Genomic DNA, 20753 nt, shown 5'->3' with positions numbered 1-20753 from the left:
ACAGAAAAATTTAAAAGGTCTGACTCCAATTGAATATCGAAATCAGACCTTGGCTTCATAATTTTTTTGTTTTTTCATCTGTCTACTTGACAGGGGGCAGTTCATTTTCGTGGGTTTTATGGCGGAGGCTATGCATAACCTTTGAAATCCACTATTAATAATGTAATTACTTTTTGACAGCCGAACTTCTTCATTTTTTCCATAAGTTTTGGTAAAACTGCTTCAGAACTTGCTGTAGTATAAGCAAGAATACTTTCTAATATTATTGCTGTTTTGCACCACTAAATTAAAGTCGTTGATTTTTTAATATTTTTGCTTATTTTACATAATTAATCCAACAATAGTTGCTGTTAACACACTTACTAATGTTGCACCATATAGTAGTTTTAGTCCAAAACGTGCAACCACATTTCCTTGTTCTTCATGAAGTCCTTTTACTGCTCCTGAAAGAATTCCAATTGACGAGAAATTTGCAAAAGAAACTAAGAATGTAGAAACAATAGCAGTTGATCTTGCTGATAAATGTACACTTCCGCTTGATAATAAATTCATTGCAACAAATTCATTTGATACTAATTTAGTTGCCATTACACTTGCAGCTTGTATTGATTCATTTAAAGTTACACCCATTAAAAATGCAAATGGAGAAAATACATATCCAATCATGTCTTGGAAGTCAACTCCAAAAACTGTCTTAAACAATGTATTAATCATAGCAATTATTGCTACAAATCCAACTAACATAGCACCAACTATAACAGCTACTTTGAATCCATCCATAATATATTCCCCAAGAACTTCAAAAAATGTTTGTTTCTTTTCTTCCTGAACTACTAAAATATCGTCTTCTTCTGTTACAGTATATGGATTTATAACTGACGATATAATGAATCCACCAAATAAATTTAAAACAATTGCTGTTACAACATATCTAGGTTGTAACAGAACCATATAAGAACCAACTATAGACATAGATACTGTTGACATAGCTGATGCACAAAGAGTATATAATCTATGTTTAGGTAATAAGCCAAGTTGTTTTTTTACTGAAATAAATACTTCAGATTGACCAAGAATAGCTGATGCTACTGCATTATAAGATTCTAATTTACCCATGCCATTAACTTTGCTTAAAACTAATCCTATATACTTCACTACAAAAGGAAGTATTTTTAAATACTGTAAAATACCAATTAAAGCAGAAATAAAAACTATTGGTAGAAGAACACTAATAAAAAATGAAAACTGATTATCATTAACTAATCCACCAAATGCAAAATTTACTCCTTCTCCGGCGCATTTAAGCAATTCTTCAAACCCCTTTGCTATACCACCTACTAAATAATTTCCTGCTCCAGTATTTAGTAAGATAAAACCAAGTATGAATTGTAATATAAGCATTGTAATGATAGGCTTATACTTTACATTTTTCTTATCACTACTCCCAACCCACGCAAGTCCTAAAACAACAATTAATCCGATGATTCCAATAATATATTTCATTTTTATGCTCCTTCTTGAATACGATAAGTTTAATATTATGATGTTATACATCTGTTACAATAAAAACACTTTATTTTTGGGTAGATTGTTTTATTTGTTTTTAATAACCTTTAATCCAAATTTGTAATTATACTTTATAAGGCATATTCAAAAAAATAATACAAATTCAGACAAGTATTTTTCACCATAATTTGAAAATATTTGTATTCGGTTTCATTTAAATGTAGTAACTTAATTTTACAATTTTTTATTATATATTCCTTTTGAACGTTTGTAAAGAATTGATCGAGATTTTGTTCACTTACAATTTGAATATTACTTGTTAAATGGTTATAAATTACCATTTTAATAAAAAAGTTACACAAATAGCTTTTTAAATACTAAAAAACGCTCTTTTGTAATTATTTATAATAAAACAATTACAAAAAAAGCGCTTGTATATTAAAGCTCTATTTAAAAAATATTTATTTTCATTTTTCCCTAAAAATCTAAGTATAGTTAATTATAGATGAAATTTTGTTCCTATGTTATTCTAAAAGCCGTTTTGCAGTATATTGATCAGTAATCAAAACATTGGCAATTTTTCCTTTTAAGGCCCCTTTAATTGCTTTTACTTTATGTTCCCCACCTGCAACTAAAATGGATTTTTCTTTTTCTTTAAGAGTATCCAATGATATAGCTATAGTACGATTATAAATTTTTTCATTACAAATCTCGCCATTATCATCAAAAAATGTGAACAAATGTTCCCGATACTTTTTTGCTTTAAAATCATTTTCTATGTTTCGCTTAAATAACCTAAACGAAAAAGTAATGCCCCATCTTCAACAATACCAACTGTAAAAATGGCTATATTGCTTGTATACCCATTTCCAAGATATTCTTAATATGATGGTCTTTTTCTACCATTTGTTTTATATTAGAATTGTTAAAAATCACCGGTAACAGCAAATATCTTAGAACTGCCTGAAAAGTTTTATCAAGAATAGAAACCGTTTCTGATGCATATATATATATTTACTTCTGAATAAGTAATCCACCCTTGTAGCTGAACCACTTCTACTCCTTTAACATTTTGAGGGGTAAGTTTTTTTGCAACTTCATGCATTGTTGTTCCTACACTTACTCCAATAACATCTCCGTTTTTCACAGTTTCTTCTAAGTATTCTGCCGCTTGTTGACTAATATATTCTATGATAGAATCATAATCATCCTTTGGTGAAAAAGCAACACGTGCATCACTTAGTCCATATTTTTCTTTTAATTGATATGCTAACTTATCTAAATCAGCAAACGAATCAATTATATTAATTGTAACATAACCTTTTTCTTTGGCATATTTAAGAAGCCTTGATATAGTTGGTCTTGATATCCCAAGCTGTGATGCAATCTGTTGTTGGCTATAATCTGACTGATAATAAAGTCTTGCCACTTCCACACTCAATTCTTGTTTTGCATATTATCCACCAGGTTCACTTCCTCTCCCTCTTCTCCTATATACATAATACATCGCTTTACAGCATTGCCAAAACAATCGTTTTCAAAAATTAGTCGTGGGTTATATATTGTCTTCATTTATAAACCTACACCCTAAAATTCTTAATATTTTAATTATTCATTTTTTATCTTTATAATATTGATTATATTCTGCTCTAAAATTGCAATATGGACATTTAGCTGTAACATTTAGATTAAATTGTTTTTCCTCTTTAGTATAATAACTAATTATAGAAATCGATTTCACAACAGCTTGAGAATTTACCCCATCAATCCACCTAAATTTATTGTTACAAATATCGCATACAACTTCATTTGTTAAGTTTCCCTCATTATCTTTTATAGCAAATAATTCTTTTGTTATTTCTTTGTTATTCATATAAAATTCCCCCCATAAAATATTATTACCCTAATATTATAATATTCTATAAAAGTACACATTTTTCCTGCTATTTTCCCCACAAAACCAAGTACAACAAGTACAAATAAAATCATAGCGCCATAAACAGTAATAACTAATTTTCCCAATGGAATCAAGGAAGCTAGTCCAAATTTAGAAACTGTTACACCTATTAAACCAAATACCCCTAGTGGAGCAAGTTTCATAATTTGATTTGTTACCCAAAACATTGCATCAGCCACACCTTGGCAAATGGCAATAACTGGCTTTCCTTTATCACCAATTGCAGCAACTCCTAAACCAAACATAACTGAAAAAAATATAACAGGAAGTAAATCACCTTTAGCAAGTGAAGCAAAAATATTAGTTGGAACAATATTTATAAATGTATCCATAAAGCCATGATTAGATGCAGCTTCCGCTGTACTCATATATTTATCAATACTAACTGTTGAAAGTTCCTGAATATTTACACCAGTTCCTGGATGAACTAAATTTGCTACTAATAGACCTAATATAATAGCAAATGTGGTTACTACTTCAAAATAAAGTATTGTTTTTCCACCAATTTTACCTACTTGCTTAATATCGCCTACCCCAGCAACACCAACAACAAGTGATGAAAAGACAATAGGAACAACTATCATTTTGATTAATCTGATAAAAATATCCCCAAATGGTTGTAAATATGACTCAACAACCGGATTACCATAGAAAACACCTCCTACTATAATACCTAGTGTAAGTCCAATAAGAATTTGAATTGCTAGTCCTAATTTTTTCATTTGATAGCCCCTTTCAATAGTCTATAATTTTCAGTTTTTCTTCCTTAAATTTACTATAATGAAACATATTCGACAAAATTCCATATAAAAATCAATTCGCAGCGTATAGTATAACATAAATAAAAATATTTATCCCTATGTTTTAAAATTCTAAATAGACAACTATAATAATTGCATCTTTTTCCTTTAAGATATCCCTTAAAACTTTATACACGTGCTTTAAGCGCAATTTATATAAAAATCAAAAGCCTAGAGAATAAAAGAAAATCCTCTAAATCCCGTATTATTACTACATCATCTAGTCTTACTAACATTGTCTAAAATTAAATATTAGTAATTGTTTCCATAATGTGACTTAATAATCTAAGTTTCCTCATAATTTAACGCAAAAAGGTATTGACAAAGGACTATACACAGTTTAGAATTAAAATCATCAAAAAAAAAAGCTATGATGGAGACAAGTAAAAAAAATATTCACCAACAGTGAACTGGGGATAGTGTGAACCCAGTGGCAGAGTTTTTTTGAATAACACTCCGGAGCTGCAAACTGAAATATTTGCATACTGTAATTTGAACCCAAGGTTTGATGCAGGCTGAAATGAAGTAGGAGCGCCGTATTCCATTCGTTATTTGGATACCAGTAGTAGCTGGAAAGAGAGACCAATATGGTAAATTAGGTGGCACCGCGGATAAGCGTCAATTCGTCCTATTATTAAGACAGAATTAACGCTATTTTTATATCTAAGGGGGTTATTATTAATATGTGTACAATTATGTGTTATACAGGAACAGACATGAAACATGAAAAATTTGCAGAAGCATTACAAAGAACTGAGTCAAGAGGACCAGATATGACGGAGATTCTTACTTTACCATCTGGTATTTTAGGATTTCAAAGACTTGCTATTATGGATTTAAGTTATAGTGGAATGCAACCATTCACAAGAAAAATGGATGCATCTATCTGTAACGGTGAAATTTACGGCTTCCGTGAACTAAAAAAGGAACTAATAGAAAAAGGACATAACTTTATTTCTGATAGTGATTGTGAAGTATTAATTCCTATGTATTATGAATATGGATTAGATATGTTTGCAAAATTAGATGCAGAATTCGCAACTGTTATCTACGATGGGGAAAAAGATAGTTTTATTGCAGCAAGAGATCCATTTGGAATTCGTCCTCTATTCTATGGCTATTCTGAATGTGGTAAAATCATGTTTGCAAGTGAGGCAAAAAATTTAGTTGGTCTTACAGATAAGATAATGCCATTTCCATCTGGCCACTACTATGCTGATGGTAAATTTACATGCTATTGTGATATAGCAGCAACAGAAGGTGAATATTTCAAAGATGATTTAGAAGTTATTTGTAAAAATATTCATGATAAATTAGTAGCTGCTATAGAAAAACGTATGGATGCTGATGCTCCTGTAGGTTTCTTATTAAGTGGTGGCTTAGATAGCTCATTAGTATGCTCAGTTGCTCAAAAATTATATCCTGGAAAACAAATTAAAACATTCTGCATAGGTATGACTGAAGATGCTATTGACTTAAAATACGCAAAGGAAGTTGCAGATTACATTGGTAGTGATCATACTGCTGTTTATATGACAAAAGAAGACGTTCTTGAATCACTTGATGAGGTTATTAAGCTTCTTGGAACTTATGATATTACAACAATAAGAGCAAGTATGGGAATGTACTTACTTTGCAAGAAAATACATGAGATTTCTGATGTAAAAGTTCTTCTAACAGGTGAAATTTCTGATGAATTATTCGGCTATAAATATACTGATTTTGCTCCAAATGCCGAGGAATTTCAAAAAGAATCACAAAAGAGAGTAAGAGAACTTTATATGTATGATGTACTCCGTGCAGACCGTTGTATCAGCTCAAATTCTTTAGAAGCAAGAGTACCATTTGGAGATTTAGATTTTGTAAAATATGTTATGGCAATAGATCCTGAAAAGAAATTAAATAAATATAGCATGGGTAAATACCTTTTAAGACATGCATTTGAAGGCGATTATCTACCAAATAGTATTTTATATCGTGATAAAGCAGCATTTAGCGATGCTGTAGGACATTCTATGGTAGACTATTTAAAGGAATATGCAGAAAAATGCTATTCTAACGAAGAATTTGAAAAACTATGTGAAAAGTATGCATATCATGCTAAACCATTCACAAAAGAATCATTATTATATAGAGAAATTTTTGAAAAATACTATCCAGGTCAATCAGAAATGATAGTAGACTATTGGATGCCAAACAAAGAATGGGAAGGCTGTAACGTAAATGATCCTAGTGCCAGAGTATTATCAAATTACGGTAACAGTGGTAAATAATTAATAAAATCTAAGTTGATTTATTTTATTTTCAAAAAGTGTTGGCAAAATATATAAGAAACATATACTATTGAATAAGACAAAGATGCCTTAGAAACATATATAAACGTATATTTCTAAGGCACCTTTTGTTTTTTTAATTATAATATATATTGTAGCAAAGTTTCTGCATTTCTATAAATATATCTATCCACTTCTGTAAATACTTAATCAGTCGTTAGTTTACCTACATATTTGAAATCATTATATATAGAATATATTCCTTTAAAACATTCACATATATCATGTGCCATCGCCACCATAGAAATAATTATTTATATATGCTGCTTGAATTAAAACATCATATTCATCTATTAAATAATATGATAGGTTGGGCATATGGATTCTTACATTTCTACATCTTCCCAACTTATGTTAAAGCTTATTTTCCAAAGAATTATATTAACCATAAAAAGTACTAATGCAAATATTCCAACAAATATAATATTATTTCTAATTATTATGTGTATTGCAGCAAATATTCCAACAAGCATCAAGGTCAGTATCCCTGGACCTATGAGCTTGCCACTATCAACAGTAGCAAATTTCACACTAAAAGGCATTCTCTTATTTGATATTTTAAAGTACTCTAAGGATGATATTAAAAGAACTAAAAACATTACAATTAAATCTATAATTATTGATGGTCCTTTTAATATTAAAAACACTGTAGCTACTAATAAATAAATTGGTATAACTAATTTAAATAAAGTTCCTTTTATTGCTCCTTTTATTATTACCCCTGGATCTTTTATTGGTAATACCTTGTATATAAATGCGCCTTTATAACTATCGCTATTATTTATATAAGCAGTGCAGAAACATAACATTAATATAGTTATATACATTAATAAATGTACTTTCCCCCCACAGCTTGTTTGAATATTTTCAATGAATGATTTTCTTCTATTAGTAAAAATAAATAGAACTGGCATAAATACAGCCATTGCAAGAGATGGATATACCTTAAGCTTAAAGTTTCTCTCTGTAGCTATCATATTTTTAGTAAATATAAACATGCTTTTTTCAATTTTATCTCTGCAAATTAATCCTGCTATAAACTCTTTTCTTTTTTCACTTCCACGGCTTATAGCTCCTCCATTATCATTTAACTTTTGAAGATTCTTTTCAAAATAAGGCACTACTTTTTTAACATAAAACGTAATTAATATAACTGGACCTAATATAGCCATTGCAGATAAAAATATTAAAAAATAATTTTTATCTCCATCTATTAATATTCCAAAGGGAGATGCAAACCACATAGATGGAACTAAACCATGCCAAAATTTAGGCACATAGTCTGTTTTAATACCCTCAATTCTAAAAATTCTACCAAATAACTGATAGCCAAAAGCAAATACAAATGCTAAAAATATTTGAAAATAATTTATTATATCCTTTAGTTTTTCTCCATCAAAAAACTTTAAAACTAAAGTATATAAAAATGCTGTTATTACTATAACTATTAGAGCTAATAGTATATTTTCTATAATAAAGATTGGAGAAAATATCACTCCGTATTTTATTGTTCCAATAATTAAAGGAATGAAATTTAAAGACAGAGATATACCCATTAGATATATACATATATGCGTAAGCTTTGCAGCATTAAAAGTTTTACTATCTATAGGCTTTGGCAATAATATATTTTTTTCCTTTACATCTAATAAAACTGCTGAAAAATCTGATATCATAAGCGACACCATCATAAATAGATTCACACCTACAACAATATTTATATTTTTCAAGGCTGACATATCACTTATCATTATTAATCCAATGAAAATGCTTAAAAATCCATTAAAAATAAGCAGACGCACATAATTATTCTTATCCTCATTTTTAACAGATTTTTTATTATTTGTTAAAACAGTACTTACCCTGCGTCCATCCATAGTTAATTTTATTTGTAAAATCATTCGCATAATATCATAATTAACACCTGATTTTTTATATAATCCTTGAAATTTATCTAATAGCTTTAATATTCTAAATTCCTTCATAGCTATACCTCTTCAACTAAAGAAACAAATTCCTTAGCAATATTTCCATGTTCATTAAAACCTGTTAATTGATTGAATATTTCCTCTAACGAACTTTCCTTCTTACTATTTTTAAGTTCCTCAAAACTTCCATCTGCAGCTATTTTTCCATTATTAATAAGTACAATCCTATCACTTACCTTTTCGACAACATCCATTATGTGTGAAGAATAAAATATAGTTTTTCCTTCTTTAGCAAGGTTGCTCATGACTTCTTTAAATATCATTACACTATTAGCATCTAGTCCACTTAAAGGCTCATCAAAAAATAGTATATCTGGATTATGAATTAAACTACATATTATAAGAAACTTTTGCTTCATTCCTTTTGAATATGAGGATATCCTAGAATACATAGCGTTTTGGATTGCAAATAAATTCATAAGCTTCTCTGCTCTTTCAATAAGTTTTTCTTGTTCTAGCTCATATATTCCGCCTAAAAAGCTTATATATTCAAACGCAGTTAAATTTTCATAGATATCTGCAAGCTCTGGAACATATCCTATTTTCTTCTTGTACTCTACACTTCCATTACTTATATCTTGTCCTAATATTTCTATCTTTCCTTCATAACCTTCTATTATGCCAAGCATTATTTTTATAGTTGTACTTTTACCAGCACCATTAGTTCCTATATATCCTATTATTTGTCCTCTTGGAATCTCTAAATTTATTCCATTAAGCACATACTTGTCTCCATAGCTCATTCTGAGATCCTTAATTGATATTATGCTTTCTAAATTTTCCATAACTTTTTTCCCCTTAAAGGCACAAAAATGTGCGTACTTGATATTTTATTTCTAAATAAAATATACTAATAACATACCAAATAAACGTTTAAATGTAAATGAATAGTGAAATAGGAGCTACCCCTAATCCTGCCTTTGTGTTTAAAATAAGCACTCATATAATATATCTATACTTATTTCAAAAAAATATTCTAATATTATTCTTAGCACAATATCAACTCTGCTTTAAAGGGTAAATATAAAAAATACTATCCTATATTTAAACAAAAACATAGGATAGTACTAAATTAAACACTTTGCAATTATTTTGCTAAAATTTCAACTCCAGTTTCAGTTATTAAAACTGTATGTTCCCATTGAGCTGATAATGAATCATCTTCTGTATAAATAGTCCAATCATTTTCTGCATCTACATACACTTCATAGTGTCCTGCATTTACCATAGGCTCTACTGTTAAAACCATTCCTGGTACTAATACCATGTCTGTGCCTTTTTTCCCAATATGAGGTACAAAAGGATCTTCATGAAATTGATTCCCAACACCGTGTCCACCTAACGCTCTAACTATTGTATATCCATTTTTATGTGCAACTTCTTGACAAGCAGCTCCAACATCTCCTAGGTGTCCCCAAGGTTTTATAGCTTTAACTCCAGCTTCCATACACTCTTTGGCTACAGTTACTAATTTCTTAGCTTCTTCGCTAACATTTCCTATCATAAACATTCTAGAAGCATCTGAATAATATCCATTAAGAATTGTTGAAACATCTACATTTACTATATCTCCATCTTTAAGGATTATTTTTTCATCTGGTATACCATGGCATACTTCATTATTAATAGATGTACAAACACTCTTTGGAAATCCTTCAAAATTTAATGGAGCAGGAATAGCACCATGTTCTACTGTATAATCATAAACTAATTTATCTATTTCTAACGTAGACATACCAGCTTTAATCTTACTTGCAACTAAGTCTAAAACTCCATTATTAATCTTTGAACTCTTTCTTATCCCCTCTATATCTTCAGGGCTTTTAATTATTTCTCTTTCTGGAACTATCTCATTTTTTAGTCTTAAGCTTTCTAATTTTTCATCAAATTCTAAGTGGCATCTTTTATATTTTAATCCACTGCCACACCAACATTTTGCGTTTCTATTTGAAAACATTTTTAAATTACACCTCTTTACTATATTTCACATATATTTCTATTATATATATTCGGTATATTTAAATCAACTGTAAATGCCTTATTAACCTCTTGCTTTAGGCACATGAAAGAAAATAATATACCAAAGTGCATCATATATTTTGTCTATTATTTTTTTGAATATGCTTTAGAACACTTAAGTTGCTTTCCTTTAATAGTAGCAGTTTTTAATGCTTCTATAACAGCATTTCCTTTTCCATTTAATATATCAATATAAGAAACCGTATCCTGAACATCTATTATTCCAATATCATCTCCAGTTACTCCTTCTATTTTAGTAACCGCTCCAACTATATCTCCTGGACGGATTTTTTTCTTTTTTCCTCCATTTAGATATATCTTTGTTATGTCCTTATTTATAATTTTTGCTTTTTCTGTTTTCCTCTTAGGTTTAGTTTTAAGAAGTTGCAATCCTTGGTCTAAATTATTAGACACTTCATCTTTATTTGGAACTGCCTTAACTTGTATCTTAAATCCTATAAGTTCTTGAATATCATTTAAAAACTTATCTCCTCCATTTTTACATAAAGTTAATGCTTTCCCTTTAGCTCCAGCTCTTCCTGTTCTTCCTATTCTATGTACATAAGCTTCCTTTTCAACTGGAAGGTCGAAGTTTATTACATGAGTAATTCCTTCAATATCAATTCCTCTTGACGCTACATCAGTTGCAACTAAAATTCTAAAGTCACCTCGTCTAAAATCTTCCATAGTTCTAAGTCTATCTTTTTGTAACATTCCACCATGTATTTTATTAGTTGAGTATCCCTTATTTTCTAAATAATCAAATATCATATCAACATTCTCTTGTGTTCTACAGAATATCATTCCTGTTTCAGGCATTTCACAGATTAATAAGTTATTTAATACATCTAATTTTTTATCATATTCTACATGATAAATATACTGATCTATCTTATCTGTTATTAATTTTTGTGATTCGATTGATATACTTGTTGGATTATTCATATGCTTATTACACAATGATTTTATCTCATCAGGCATTGTAGCTGAAAATAACAACGTGATTTTTCTTTTAGGTAGTTTTCTTATTATACCCTCTACTTCCTTTATAAATCCCATATTAAGCATTTCATCTGCTTCATCTATAACCAAATAATTAAGTTTTGACACATCCAAACTTCCTCTATCTAAATGGTCTAATATCCTCCCTGGAGTTCCAACAACTATATGAGTTTTTTGTTTTAACTTTCTTTCTTGTTGTGTTATTGGTTGCTTACCAAATACAGCAACAGCATTTATTCTTTTAAATCTTCCTATATTAGAAATATCTTCACTAACTTGCACTGCAAGCTCTCTGGTTGGTGTTAAAACCAATACTTGAGGTTTGTTTTCTTCCCAATCTATCTTTTCACATAATGGTATCCCAAATGCAGCTGTTTTACCGCTTCCTGTTTGAGATTTAACTACTAAATCCTTATTCATAAGTATTTCTGGTATTACTTTTTCTTGAACTTCAGATGGCTTTTCATATCCTAAGCTCTCTATGGCTTTTAATATTTCATCACTTATTCCAAATTTGTTAAACTCTTTGCTCATTTTTTAAATTTCTCCTTTATAATAACAAAAGCATCAATAATCTCATCTTAATTATAAGTATTGTTTATGCTTTTACTTTTTACTACAACAAAAGTATTATTATTTTAATTAATCTAGTACAAAATATACATAACATATTGGACTGTTATTTTTTTATATACATAACTATCTTTATTAATACTTAATGCTTTGTTAATTTATAATATATATGTTATATGTAGAAATACTACTTACCTTTCATTACCGTATGATAAGCTAACTGTAAAATTTTAATTAGTACTTAATATATATTACTATTTAATTTTATATTAACTATATGATTATATACCAGAAACACAAGTTTAACTAGCAAATTCCCCTTATTAAGTATATAATTAAGCGTATTACGCACATTCAAAATAATTAGAAACAAAGGAGAACATAATAATATGAGTAACTCATTTAATGACTTAAATTTAAATTTAGATATAATAAAAGGATTAGAAAAACAAGGAATATTAGTTCCTACTGACATACAAAGTGTAGTAATTACACCAGCATTAGAAAATAAGGACATTATAGGTGAAGCATTTACTGGAAGTGGTAAAACTTTAGCTTATCTTCTTCCTATCTTTGAAAAAATAAATACTGAAAAAAGAGAAATGCAAGCTATTGTTTTAGCGCCTACTCATGAATTAGTTATGCAAATAGATGCCCAAATTAAATTACTTGCAAATAATTCTGGAGTACCTGTAACTTCAATGGGAATCATTGGTGATGTTAATATTAACAATCAAATTAAAAAGCTCAAAGAAATTAAGCCACATATAATAGTAGGTTCAACTGGAAGAGTATTTGACCTTATAGGAAAGAAAAAAATATCTGCTCATACTATAAAAACAATTGTTATAGATGAAGGAGATAACTTATTAGATCCTAAAAGAGTTCAAGTTGTTAAAGATATAATAAAAACAACTATGAGAGATAGACAACTTATGGTATTTTCTGCTTCTATCAAGCCAGAAACTCTTGAAGTAGCTAAAGAATTAATGAAAGAACCTTTAATATTAAAATCTGAAGCTAAAACTTCTATTAATCCTAATATTTCACATGTATATGTAACATGTGATAGAAGAGATAAATTTGAAGTACTTAGAAAAATTATTGCAGCTGAAAATCCAGAAAAAGCATTAGTATTTGTTAATGATAATGAAGATATTGAATTAACTACATTAAAGCTTAATTATCACAATAAAAATTGTTATGCTATAAGTGGAAACATATCTAAAGAAGAAAGAAAAATAGCTATGGATAGCTTTAGAAATGGTAAAATTAAAGTATTAGTTTCATCTGATATATCTGCTAGAGGACTTGATATTCCAGATATCACTCATGTATTTAACCTTGATTTACCATTAAAGCTTAATGAATATTTACATAGATCAGGTAGAACTGCAAGAGGAACTGCAAGTGGTACTTGTATATGTTTAGCTACAGATAAGCAACTTAATATAATAAAAAAATATGAAAAGGAATTTGATATAAAATTCCAAGAAAAAAGAGTATATAGAGGTGTATTAGAACCAGTAAGAAGATATCAAGAGTAGATATTTAAACTTTGTATATGTTTTAAGGTGCATGAAATAAACTAACAGTTCAAAAATGTGTCTAAATTAATACTAACTTTTATCAATAAACAATGTACAGTATATACTGATTATATTTATTATAAATAATTATAAATGTATAAAATCCTTATATAAATGGAGGTAGCAAGATACTCTTGCTACCTCCATAATTATTTTATTTTCAAGCCAATCAACTATGTATTTTAGGCACATTTACAGTATTCAAAGTCTATTGTATAATTTACCATGAAATATTCTATACAAAGGGGCTGACTTAATGAAAAATCAAAAAGCATTTTTGAACTTATTAGCATTTTTAACTGTAGCTGTTTGGGGTACTACTTTTGCATCAACTAAAATATTACTTAATGTTTTAACCCCAGCTGAAATTATGTTTTTTAGATTCTTAATAGCGTACATAATGTTAATTATAATTTATCCTAAGTTTCATAAAATAACTTCCTTTAAAGAAGAGTGTATATTTTTAATAGCTGGTATTACTGGTGGATCGCTGTATTTTATTACAGAAAATACAGCATTAATTTATACTCTTACTTCAAATGTTGGCTTAATACTTGCTACTGCTCCTATTATCACAGCTCTATTAGCTCATTTTTTTACAAAAGGGGAACAATTAAATAAAAATCTTTTTATAGGTTTTATTGTTGCAATTTCCGGTGTATTTTTAGTTATCTTTAATGGTAACTTTATACTAAAACTAAACCCTATTGGTGATATATTAGCTTTGGCCGCAGCCTTATGTTGGGCTATTTATTCTGTATCTTTAAAAAAAATTAGTAATAAATATAACACTATTTATATAACTAGAAAAATATTTTTTTATGCATTAATTACTATTAGTCCATTTTTATTTTTTTCAAGTACTAAATTAAATATCTCTAATTTATTTACCTTTAAATTAATGTTTAATCTATTATTCTTAGGCGTAATAGCTTCTGGCGTATGTTATGTGACTTGGAGCTATACTATTAATAAATTAGGAGTAATTAAAACTAATAATTATATATACTTAATTCCTATCATTACATTAATTAGTTCTATACTAATACTCCATGAGAAAGTTACAACATTTTCGATTATAGGGGCATTTTTAATATTATTAGGAGTTTATACTTCAGAACATGGTATTAAATTTTCTTTTTCATTAACTAATCAAAATTCTACAAAAATTTAATTATATAAGTTCCAATAAAGTTTGTTCATTAATATAAATCTTAGAATATTTATAAATACTATGATTTAACTACTATAGTGAGGAACTTATATAGAAAATTTATGATATATATGCTTCTAACTAGATATTGTTAATTAGGCACATTCAAAAAAATAATAGACCAGTATGCTTGTCTATTTTGCGTCATACTGTGTCAACAAATTTAGCTAATAGCCCACTATTAACCCAATTTCCCTCCTTGCATGGCACCAAATATACGACGCATCTTTGGTCTGTTATTTTCTTTCATGTGCCTTAAAGATATAATTTTCTATAAAAATTATATAAAAGATTATAAATGTATTAACTTAATTAGAACATATATATTATTAAGATTTTCTTACATTCATTTTATAATAATTAAATGGTGTTATAATGATTTTAAGTTAAATAATACAATTTTGTTAGACATCTTTAAAAACAACTAGTCAATATGCTATTCTATTTTGTGCCATACTTGATAAAGCGAAGTTCACTTATAGCTCCCACTATTAATGAACTCTATCGCCTGGTTTTGCATAAAATATATGTTTCATATTGGACTGCTATTTTTTTTAGATGCATTATTAAAAATTTGCTACTTGTGAATTTTATAATTCGGGAGGAAAAAAATGAAAAAGAAACTTATTACACTATTATTAGTTGTTGTAGTATCTGCTACAGCTTTAATATCTTGTGGAGGTACTAAAAAAGATGTTACAAATACAACAACTGAACAATCTCAAACAACAACTGAAACACCTGCAACAACCGATGCTTCTAATACTCCTACAGTAGAAGTTAAACAAGTGGTTACTATTGCAGATTTAAAGGAAAAAAATGAAGAAGCAATAAAAACACTTTTAGGAGAACCTAAGAGTACTGATAATAATAAATCTATTTATGAAAAAGATAATTATAACTTTGAGATTACTTATATTGATTCAAAGTCTGGAATAGTTAAAATTACCCCTTCAGTGGACATGAAATATCCTAATGATGGAATAAATATATTACATGTATTAGGTATTAATGCTGAAACTCCAGATGTAACTGCTCCTATTGGTCTTATTTGGAATAATAAGTTTGATACTTACAAAATAATAGTAGCTTCAGATGATAAAGTTGAAAACAAACTTAGTTATGTTCAAATTATTTTAGATGAAAAATACAATCAATAATATTATTATTTAATCTTATAGATATTTTCTATATATTTATTATGTATTATAATAATAAACAAAAAATACCTATAAAATTATACTAATACCTATAGACTAGACACGTTAAAAAAACTGTTTAAGTCTATAGGTATTTTTTGTTTTACTACACAATATATATAAGTATTTAGGCATCTTTTTTAAAATAACTAGTCCATATGAAATATATATTAGACTATTATTTTTTTTAGATACCTTATATTATATTGATGAACTCAATTTGTTATATATTGTTTTTGGATTTATATGTAGTTTTTTTATAATTTTGTTTATATTTATTAAAAATATATTGTATAATGAATATATGTATGTGAATATATTGTAGAAAAAAAGGAGGCGATAGTCTATGATTAAATGGGATGATAGTTTTATGATTGGTATTGAAACCATAGATGATCAACACAAATATTTATTTGAATTATGTAGGAAACTCGAAATATTCCTAGAAATTCCTACGGGAGTTTATAAAGTAAAAGATGCGCTTGAACTAGTATGTTGTTTTAGAACTTACATAACTTTTCATTTTTATTATGAAGAAATGTACTTTCACTTATTAGACTATCCCGATTTGGCTAGTCATAAGCTAGAACATGAAGAATTTAAAAAACACATTGTAGATGTAAATATAAATAATTTTTACAATGAAAATTATAATGAATTAAAAACACTATTAAACTTATCATACGATTTAATTTTTAATCATATTAAATCAAAGGATTTCAAACTGAAAAATCTTGTTAAAGAAGAAAATTAGATTCTATAAATTAATTGATAAAATTTAAAAATGAAGCAACTCAAAAGTTTTTAGATTAAAAGTTATCACTTTTGAGCGCTCTTCTTTTTTTGAATGTGCCTAAAATTAATGAGTACTTATTAAAGACCTGCTGCTACAAATATATATCCAAGTGTACCTACAACTCCAACCACAGTTATAACCAATTTTATAACAAAACTCTTTTTAAATATCCCACCTAATATGATAAGATTCTTAATATCAAGCATTGGTCCCATAATTAAAAAGATTGCTACACTACTAAAAGAATACTGATTTAATAAGCTCTTTCCTATAAAAGCATCTGCTTCTGAACATATAGAAAGTATAAAAGCAAGAAACATCATAAATACTATAGATAATATTTTTCCATTTCCTATAGTATTAAATTTATCAGTAGATATTATCACTTGAAAACCTGTTGCTATAAAAGTACCTACTAAAAGATATCTAATAATGTCAAAGAATTCTTTAATTGCATGTTCTAACACTAATTTAAATCTATTTGAATCTTTCTTAAAGCAAGAATTATCATTACAGCCACAATTACAATAAGATTTATTTTCTATTAACCTATCCAATAACAAATAATCTCTTTTTCCTTGAACTAAACTCATAATCATTCCTATTGAAATAGATCCAACTATTCCACCAACTATTCTAAGAATCATCATTGCTGGCTTATCATAAAAAGCAGTATAAGTTGACATTATTACAACTGGATTTATTATTGGTACTGCCAGCATAAAAGTTATAGCAAATCCTAAAGGAACTCCCTTTTTTATAAGTGTCCTTGTTATAGGAATTATTGCACATTCACATACAGGAAATATAATTCCTATTAAAGCAGCCCCAAAATATCCAATTACACTATTTTTAGGTATTATTCTACTTATAGCTTCATTTGACACATATATCTGCATAACAGCTGACACTATAGATCCTAAAAGAATAAATGGAGTAGCTTCAATTATTATTCCCATAAAGGTATTACAAAAATTTTCTACTTTATATTTATTATTTATACCTAATTTATATAATATAACACTCATTGTAAAAATGATAAGTATTAATACTAAAAAGCTTCTCTTCTTATTTTTCACTCTTTTTTTCTCCTTAAAACATTACTCGAGTTTCCTATTTTAATTTTAATTTTCTTTAAAATACCATTATCAAGTATTTTACTTTCTTTTAGAGAAGCATTAAATAAGTACTTATTTTTAACCTCCAAAATATATGCTGTTGGATTTAAATTTCTTAATATATCTAAGGTTGATTTTATTTTTATATTATCACAATCATCTGTATTATTTAGCACTAATACATTTGAATACTGTATAAATGGGAGTAAAAAGTTGCCCATATTTTCAATATACAACATCAAATTCTTAGCATCTCCAATAAAAAATATTGTTTCTATATTGATGTATTCTCTATAATTTTTTTCGTCCAATATATTAATTAATTCTTGTAAGTCCCAAGTTCCATTAAATTCAATAATTATACGATTAGGTACATATTTCTTTATTAAATATATCATTTTATCATTTACTTCTTTTAATTCATTGATCACAATTAGTCTGACTGATTTGTTCTCTAATAACTTTGAACTTATTTTTCCTTCACCCTTTTCTAATTGCACTACTATAATCTTTTCTCCATTAACCATGCTTTCTTTTATTAATGAATTTATAAAACTAGTTTTTCCTGCTCCTAAAAACCCAGTTACAATCTCTACTTCAATTTTCATCCTTTATACCCACCTTAATTAAATAAACGTATTAATTCTTTCTTATTTAAGCCACTTCCAATTATTGAAACTACCCTCTTATTTGCCCATTTTATTTTTCTAGCTTGAAATTCATTTGGTACATAATCAAATTGACAGTACCCTCCATTTATAACCTCGACAATTCCTTTTGCTCTTATAATATTTCCATACTCTTTATTGTTCTCAATAATCTTAAACTTTGTTGCAAGCTCTTCTTCACTCATTTTACTTTTCAAATCTATAGGATAACTCTCAAAAACATCCTTAGCTACATGGTTATGCTTCTTTCTTAATGTAGAGTAATTTGATATCTTATTAATTATAAATTTATTTTGACTGTTTAATTCTTCATTCTTTACTGAACATATCTTTTTAAATTCATCACCTTTTATATCATCCCATGGTTTATATACTATTTCAGCATAAGGATTAATTTTGCCAAGTGAATTTATTGTAATTTCTACTCTATCTTTACTTACCAATTGAGTTCTACTTAATACTAATATATTTGCTTTTTTTATCTGATCTCTATAAAATTCATTAAAGTTCTTTAAATACATATCATATCTTTGTATATCAATTAATGTAATTATATTATTAATTACGAATTTATCTTTAAATTTATCATCTTTAAGAATGTTTAAAATTTCACTAAGCTTTGCTACTCCTGAAGGTTCAATAATGATATTTTCAGGAGTATATTTTTCTATAACTTCTACTATAGCATCACTAAAATTTCCTGTTACCTGACAACAAATGCATCCAGAATTAATTTCTTTTATTATGATATCTGTATCTTTTAATATAGAACCATCTATTCCTACTTCTCCAAATTCATTTTCTATTATAACTGTATTTTTACCATAAACTTTTTCTTTTAATAACTTCTTGATGAGCTTTGTTTTTCCTGCTCCTAAAAAGCCAGAAAATATATCAATTTTGCTTACCATAAAACATATCCCCTTTCTTCCTTACATAATGTACAATTTTTATTAATAAAATAGATCTATACGGAGTTTTATCTTTAACCTCTGTTTTTTCTTTATATAGTTATTTATAATAAAAATCATATAAATATTACTCTCTTTTGCTATTTTTAAATTAAATTTTTAGATTTTAGGCACATAAAATAAAATAACAGACCAAATATATAAAATAGACGAGCATACTGGTCTATTATTTTTTTGAATCTGCCTTAGTGTTTTATGATATATATTCCTTTAATTATTGCTAAAATTTTATTGTTATGTTAATATAATAGAGGTACGTTACACTAACGTTTTAATATTAAAGTTATTAATTAGGAGTGATTTTATGTATAATTTAGATGATTTTTTTAATCAACAAGAAAATAGAATGTATATTAAATATGAGTCCTCTTATCTTACTCCAAAAGTGTTTTACTTTTTATGTGAACCAGTAAATATATATAACATGATTGAAACAGCTAAATTAAATAGGCCTGCACTTGAAGGTGTTATTCCTGAAATCGAGAAATTCTTTGAAACAGGTATGCCAGAAGATATGTTTAAACAAATGATAGGTCGTATGGTTAAATTTATAATTAGAGATTTTGGTTGTTTTCCTCTTGATAAAATTCCTACACTTAAAAGAAAAAATCATATTTTTAAATCTGGATTAAAATATTCTTATGATGAATCTCGTGCAATAAAAAAGATTAAAGTTAAATATGAAATTATATAATAAAGAACCTTCAAAAAAGGGGCTGTCTCAGAATTACTAAGTGAAGTAATAACAAAGAAATAGAAATAACATTTATTAAAGAAGACTAGAAAAATTTCGCTAAGGCATATGAAACAAAATAACAAGTCAAAGATGTGATGTATATTTTGAGTTAGACAAGTAAGTAACATTAGCCAATAGTAAGCTATTAGCTAATGTTACTTACGTAGTATCACTCAAAATAGACTAGCATACTGACCAATGTCATTTAGATAAGGATTTATCCTTGTCAAGATCATCTAAGGATATTGAAAATATTCTTAGGTGACTTTTTTGTCTTACTATACA

Annotated in this window: 15 protein-coding genes, 2 pseudogenes and 1 other annotated feature; of the genes and pseudogenes, 6 read left to right on the top strand and 11 right to left on the bottom strand. The window is 27.5% G+C overall.

Annotation, left to right across the window (positions count from 1 at the left end):
* Nucleotides 1–321: 321 nt before the first annotated feature.
* From BM027_RS17065 to BM027_RS17050, 4 genes and pseudogenes are all read right to left on the bottom strand, one after another.
* Nucleotides 322–1503, bottom strand: coding sequence for a NupC/NupG family nucleoside CNT transporter (locus tag BM027_RS17065; protein ID WP_090094389.1), 1182 nt, complete (start codon nt 1501–1503; stop codon nt 322–324).
* A 527-nt stretch (nt 1504–2030) separates the two neighbouring features.
* A pseudogene (locus BM027_RS18965) lies at nt 2031–2947 on the bottom strand (sugar-binding transcriptional regulator).
* A 171-nt stretch (nt 2948–3118) separates the two neighbouring features.
* A complete protein-coding gene (locus tag BM027_RS17055) occupies nt 3119–3379 on the bottom strand; it encodes a hypothetical protein (protein ID WP_090094388.1) in 261 nt (86 codons plus the stop codon).
* A gap of 65 nt (nt 3380–3444) precedes the next feature.
* Nucleotides 3445–4185 (bottom strand): annotated as a pseudogene (locus BM027_RS17050) (cation:dicarboxylate symporter family transporter); the annotation flags it as partial.
* A 439-nt stretch (nt 4186–4624) separates the two neighbouring features.
* Nucleotides 4625–4897: a binding site (T-box leader), on the top strand.
* 49 nt (nt 4898–4946) lie between these two features.
* Between BM027_RS17050 and asnB the strand changes: the two are divergent.
* The gene (asnB, locus tag BM027_RS17045; protein WP_090094387.1) at nt 4947–6536 is read left to right on the top strand and encodes an asparagine synthase B; all 1590 of its coding nucleotides are present in this window, start codon (nt 4947–4949) and stop codon (nt 6534–6536) included.
* 386 nt (nt 6537–6922) lie between these two features.
* Here the strand turns inward: asnB and BM027_RS17040 are convergent, their stop codons facing one another.
* The 4 genes from BM027_RS17040 to BM027_RS17025 all read right to left on the bottom strand — a co-directional run bounded on the left by BM027_RS17040 (nt 6923) and on the right by BM027_RS17025 (nt 12139).
* The gene (locus BM027_RS17040; RefSeq protein ID WP_090094386.1) at nt 6923–8581 is read right to left on the bottom strand and encodes a hypothetical protein; all 1659 of its coding nucleotides are present in this window, start codon (nt 8579–8581) and stop codon (nt 6923–6925) included.
* A gap of 2 nt (nt 8582–8583) precedes the next feature.
* Nucleotides 8584–9369, bottom strand: a complete 786-nt coding sequence (locus tag BM027_RS17035) for an ABC transporter ATP-binding protein (RefSeq protein ID WP_090094385.1) — start codon at nt 9367–9369, stop codon at nt 8584–8586.
* A 302-nt stretch (nt 9370–9671) separates the two neighbouring features.
* A complete protein-coding gene (locus tag BM027_RS17030; RefSeq protein WP_090094384.1) occupies nt 9672–10541 on the bottom strand; it encodes a methionyl aminopeptidase in 870 nt (289 codons plus the stop codon).
* A gap of 149 nt (nt 10542–10690) precedes the next feature.
* Nucleotides 10691–12139: a DEAD/DEAH box helicase gene (locus BM027_RS17025; RefSeq protein ID WP_090094383.1), complete on the bottom strand. Its 1449-nt coding sequence runs from the start codon at nt 12137–12139 to the stop codon at nt 10691–10693.
* Nucleotides 12140–12567: 428 nt separating this feature from the next.
* On the opposite strand from BM027_RS17025, the gene BM027_RS17020 reads away from it, so the two are divergent.
* From BM027_RS17020 to BM027_RS17005, 4 genes are all read left to right on the top strand, one after another.
* Nucleotides 12568–13725 (top strand): DEAD/DEAH box helicase, encoded by a 1158-nt coding sequence (locus BM027_RS17020; RefSeq protein WP_090094382.1) that lies wholly within the window; start codon nt 12568–12570, stop codon nt 13723–13725.
* 298 nt (nt 13726–14023) lie between these two features.
* Nucleotides 14024–14941, top strand: a complete 918-nt coding sequence (locus tag BM027_RS17015; RefSeq protein WP_090094381.1) for a DMT family transporter — start codon at nt 14024–14026, stop codon at nt 14939–14941.
* A 650-nt stretch (nt 14942–15591) separates the two neighbouring features.
* Nucleotides 15592–16140: a hypothetical protein gene (locus BM027_RS17010; protein WP_090094380.1), complete on the top strand. Its 549-nt coding sequence runs from the start codon at nt 15592–15594 to the stop codon at nt 16138–16140.
* A 385-nt stretch (nt 16141–16525) separates the two neighbouring features.
* Nucleotides 16526–16933, top strand: coding sequence for a bacteriohemerythrin (locus BM027_RS17005; RefSeq protein WP_090094379.1), 408 nt, complete (start codon nt 16526–16528; stop codon nt 16931–16933).
* A 119-nt stretch (nt 16934–17052) separates the two neighbouring features.
* On the opposite strand, the gene BM027_RS17000 is transcribed toward BM027_RS17005, so the two are convergent.
* The 3 genes from BM027_RS17000 to BM027_RS16990 are packed head-to-tail and all read right to left on the bottom strand — an operon-like array spanning nt 17053 to nt 19672.
* Nucleotides 17053–18054 carry a permease gene (locus tag BM027_RS17000; RefSeq protein WP_242943362.1) on the bottom strand — a complete coding sequence of 334 codons (1002 nt, stop codon included), beginning with the start codon at nt 18052–18054 and terminating at the stop codon, nt 17053–17055.
* Nucleotides 18051–18701: a GTP-binding protein gene (locus BM027_RS16995; RefSeq protein WP_090094378.1), complete on the bottom strand. Its 651-nt coding sequence runs from the start codon at nt 18699–18701 to the stop codon at nt 18051–18053. Before BM027_RS16995 ends, BM027_RS17000 begins: the two co-directional genes overlap by 4 nt.
* 14 nt (nt 18702–18715) lie before the next feature.
* Complete coding sequence (locus tag BM027_RS16990) at nt 18716–19672, bottom strand: GTP-binding protein (protein WP_090094377.1); 957 nt, start codon at nt 19670–19672, stop codon at nt 18716–18718.
* A 364-nt stretch (nt 19673–20036) separates the two neighbouring features.
* Here BM027_RS16990 and BM027_RS16985 point away from each other — a divergent pair, with 364 nt between their 5' ends.
* Entirely contained in the window at nt 20037–20426 is a 390-nt protein-coding gene (locus tag BM027_RS16985; protein ID WP_090094376.1) for a hypothetical protein, read from the top strand.
* The last annotated feature ends 327 nt before the right edge of the window (nt 20427–20753 follow it).

Origin of the sequence: Clostridium uliginosum (genome assembly GCF_900112485.1) — a bacterium.
Taxonomy (GTDB): Bacteria; Bacillota; Clostridia; order Clostridiales; family Clostridiaceae; genus Clostridium; species Clostridium uliginosum.
The sequence above is the reverse complement of the archived record's forward strand: the minus strand, read 5'-3'. Positions and strand labels throughout refer to the sequence as shown.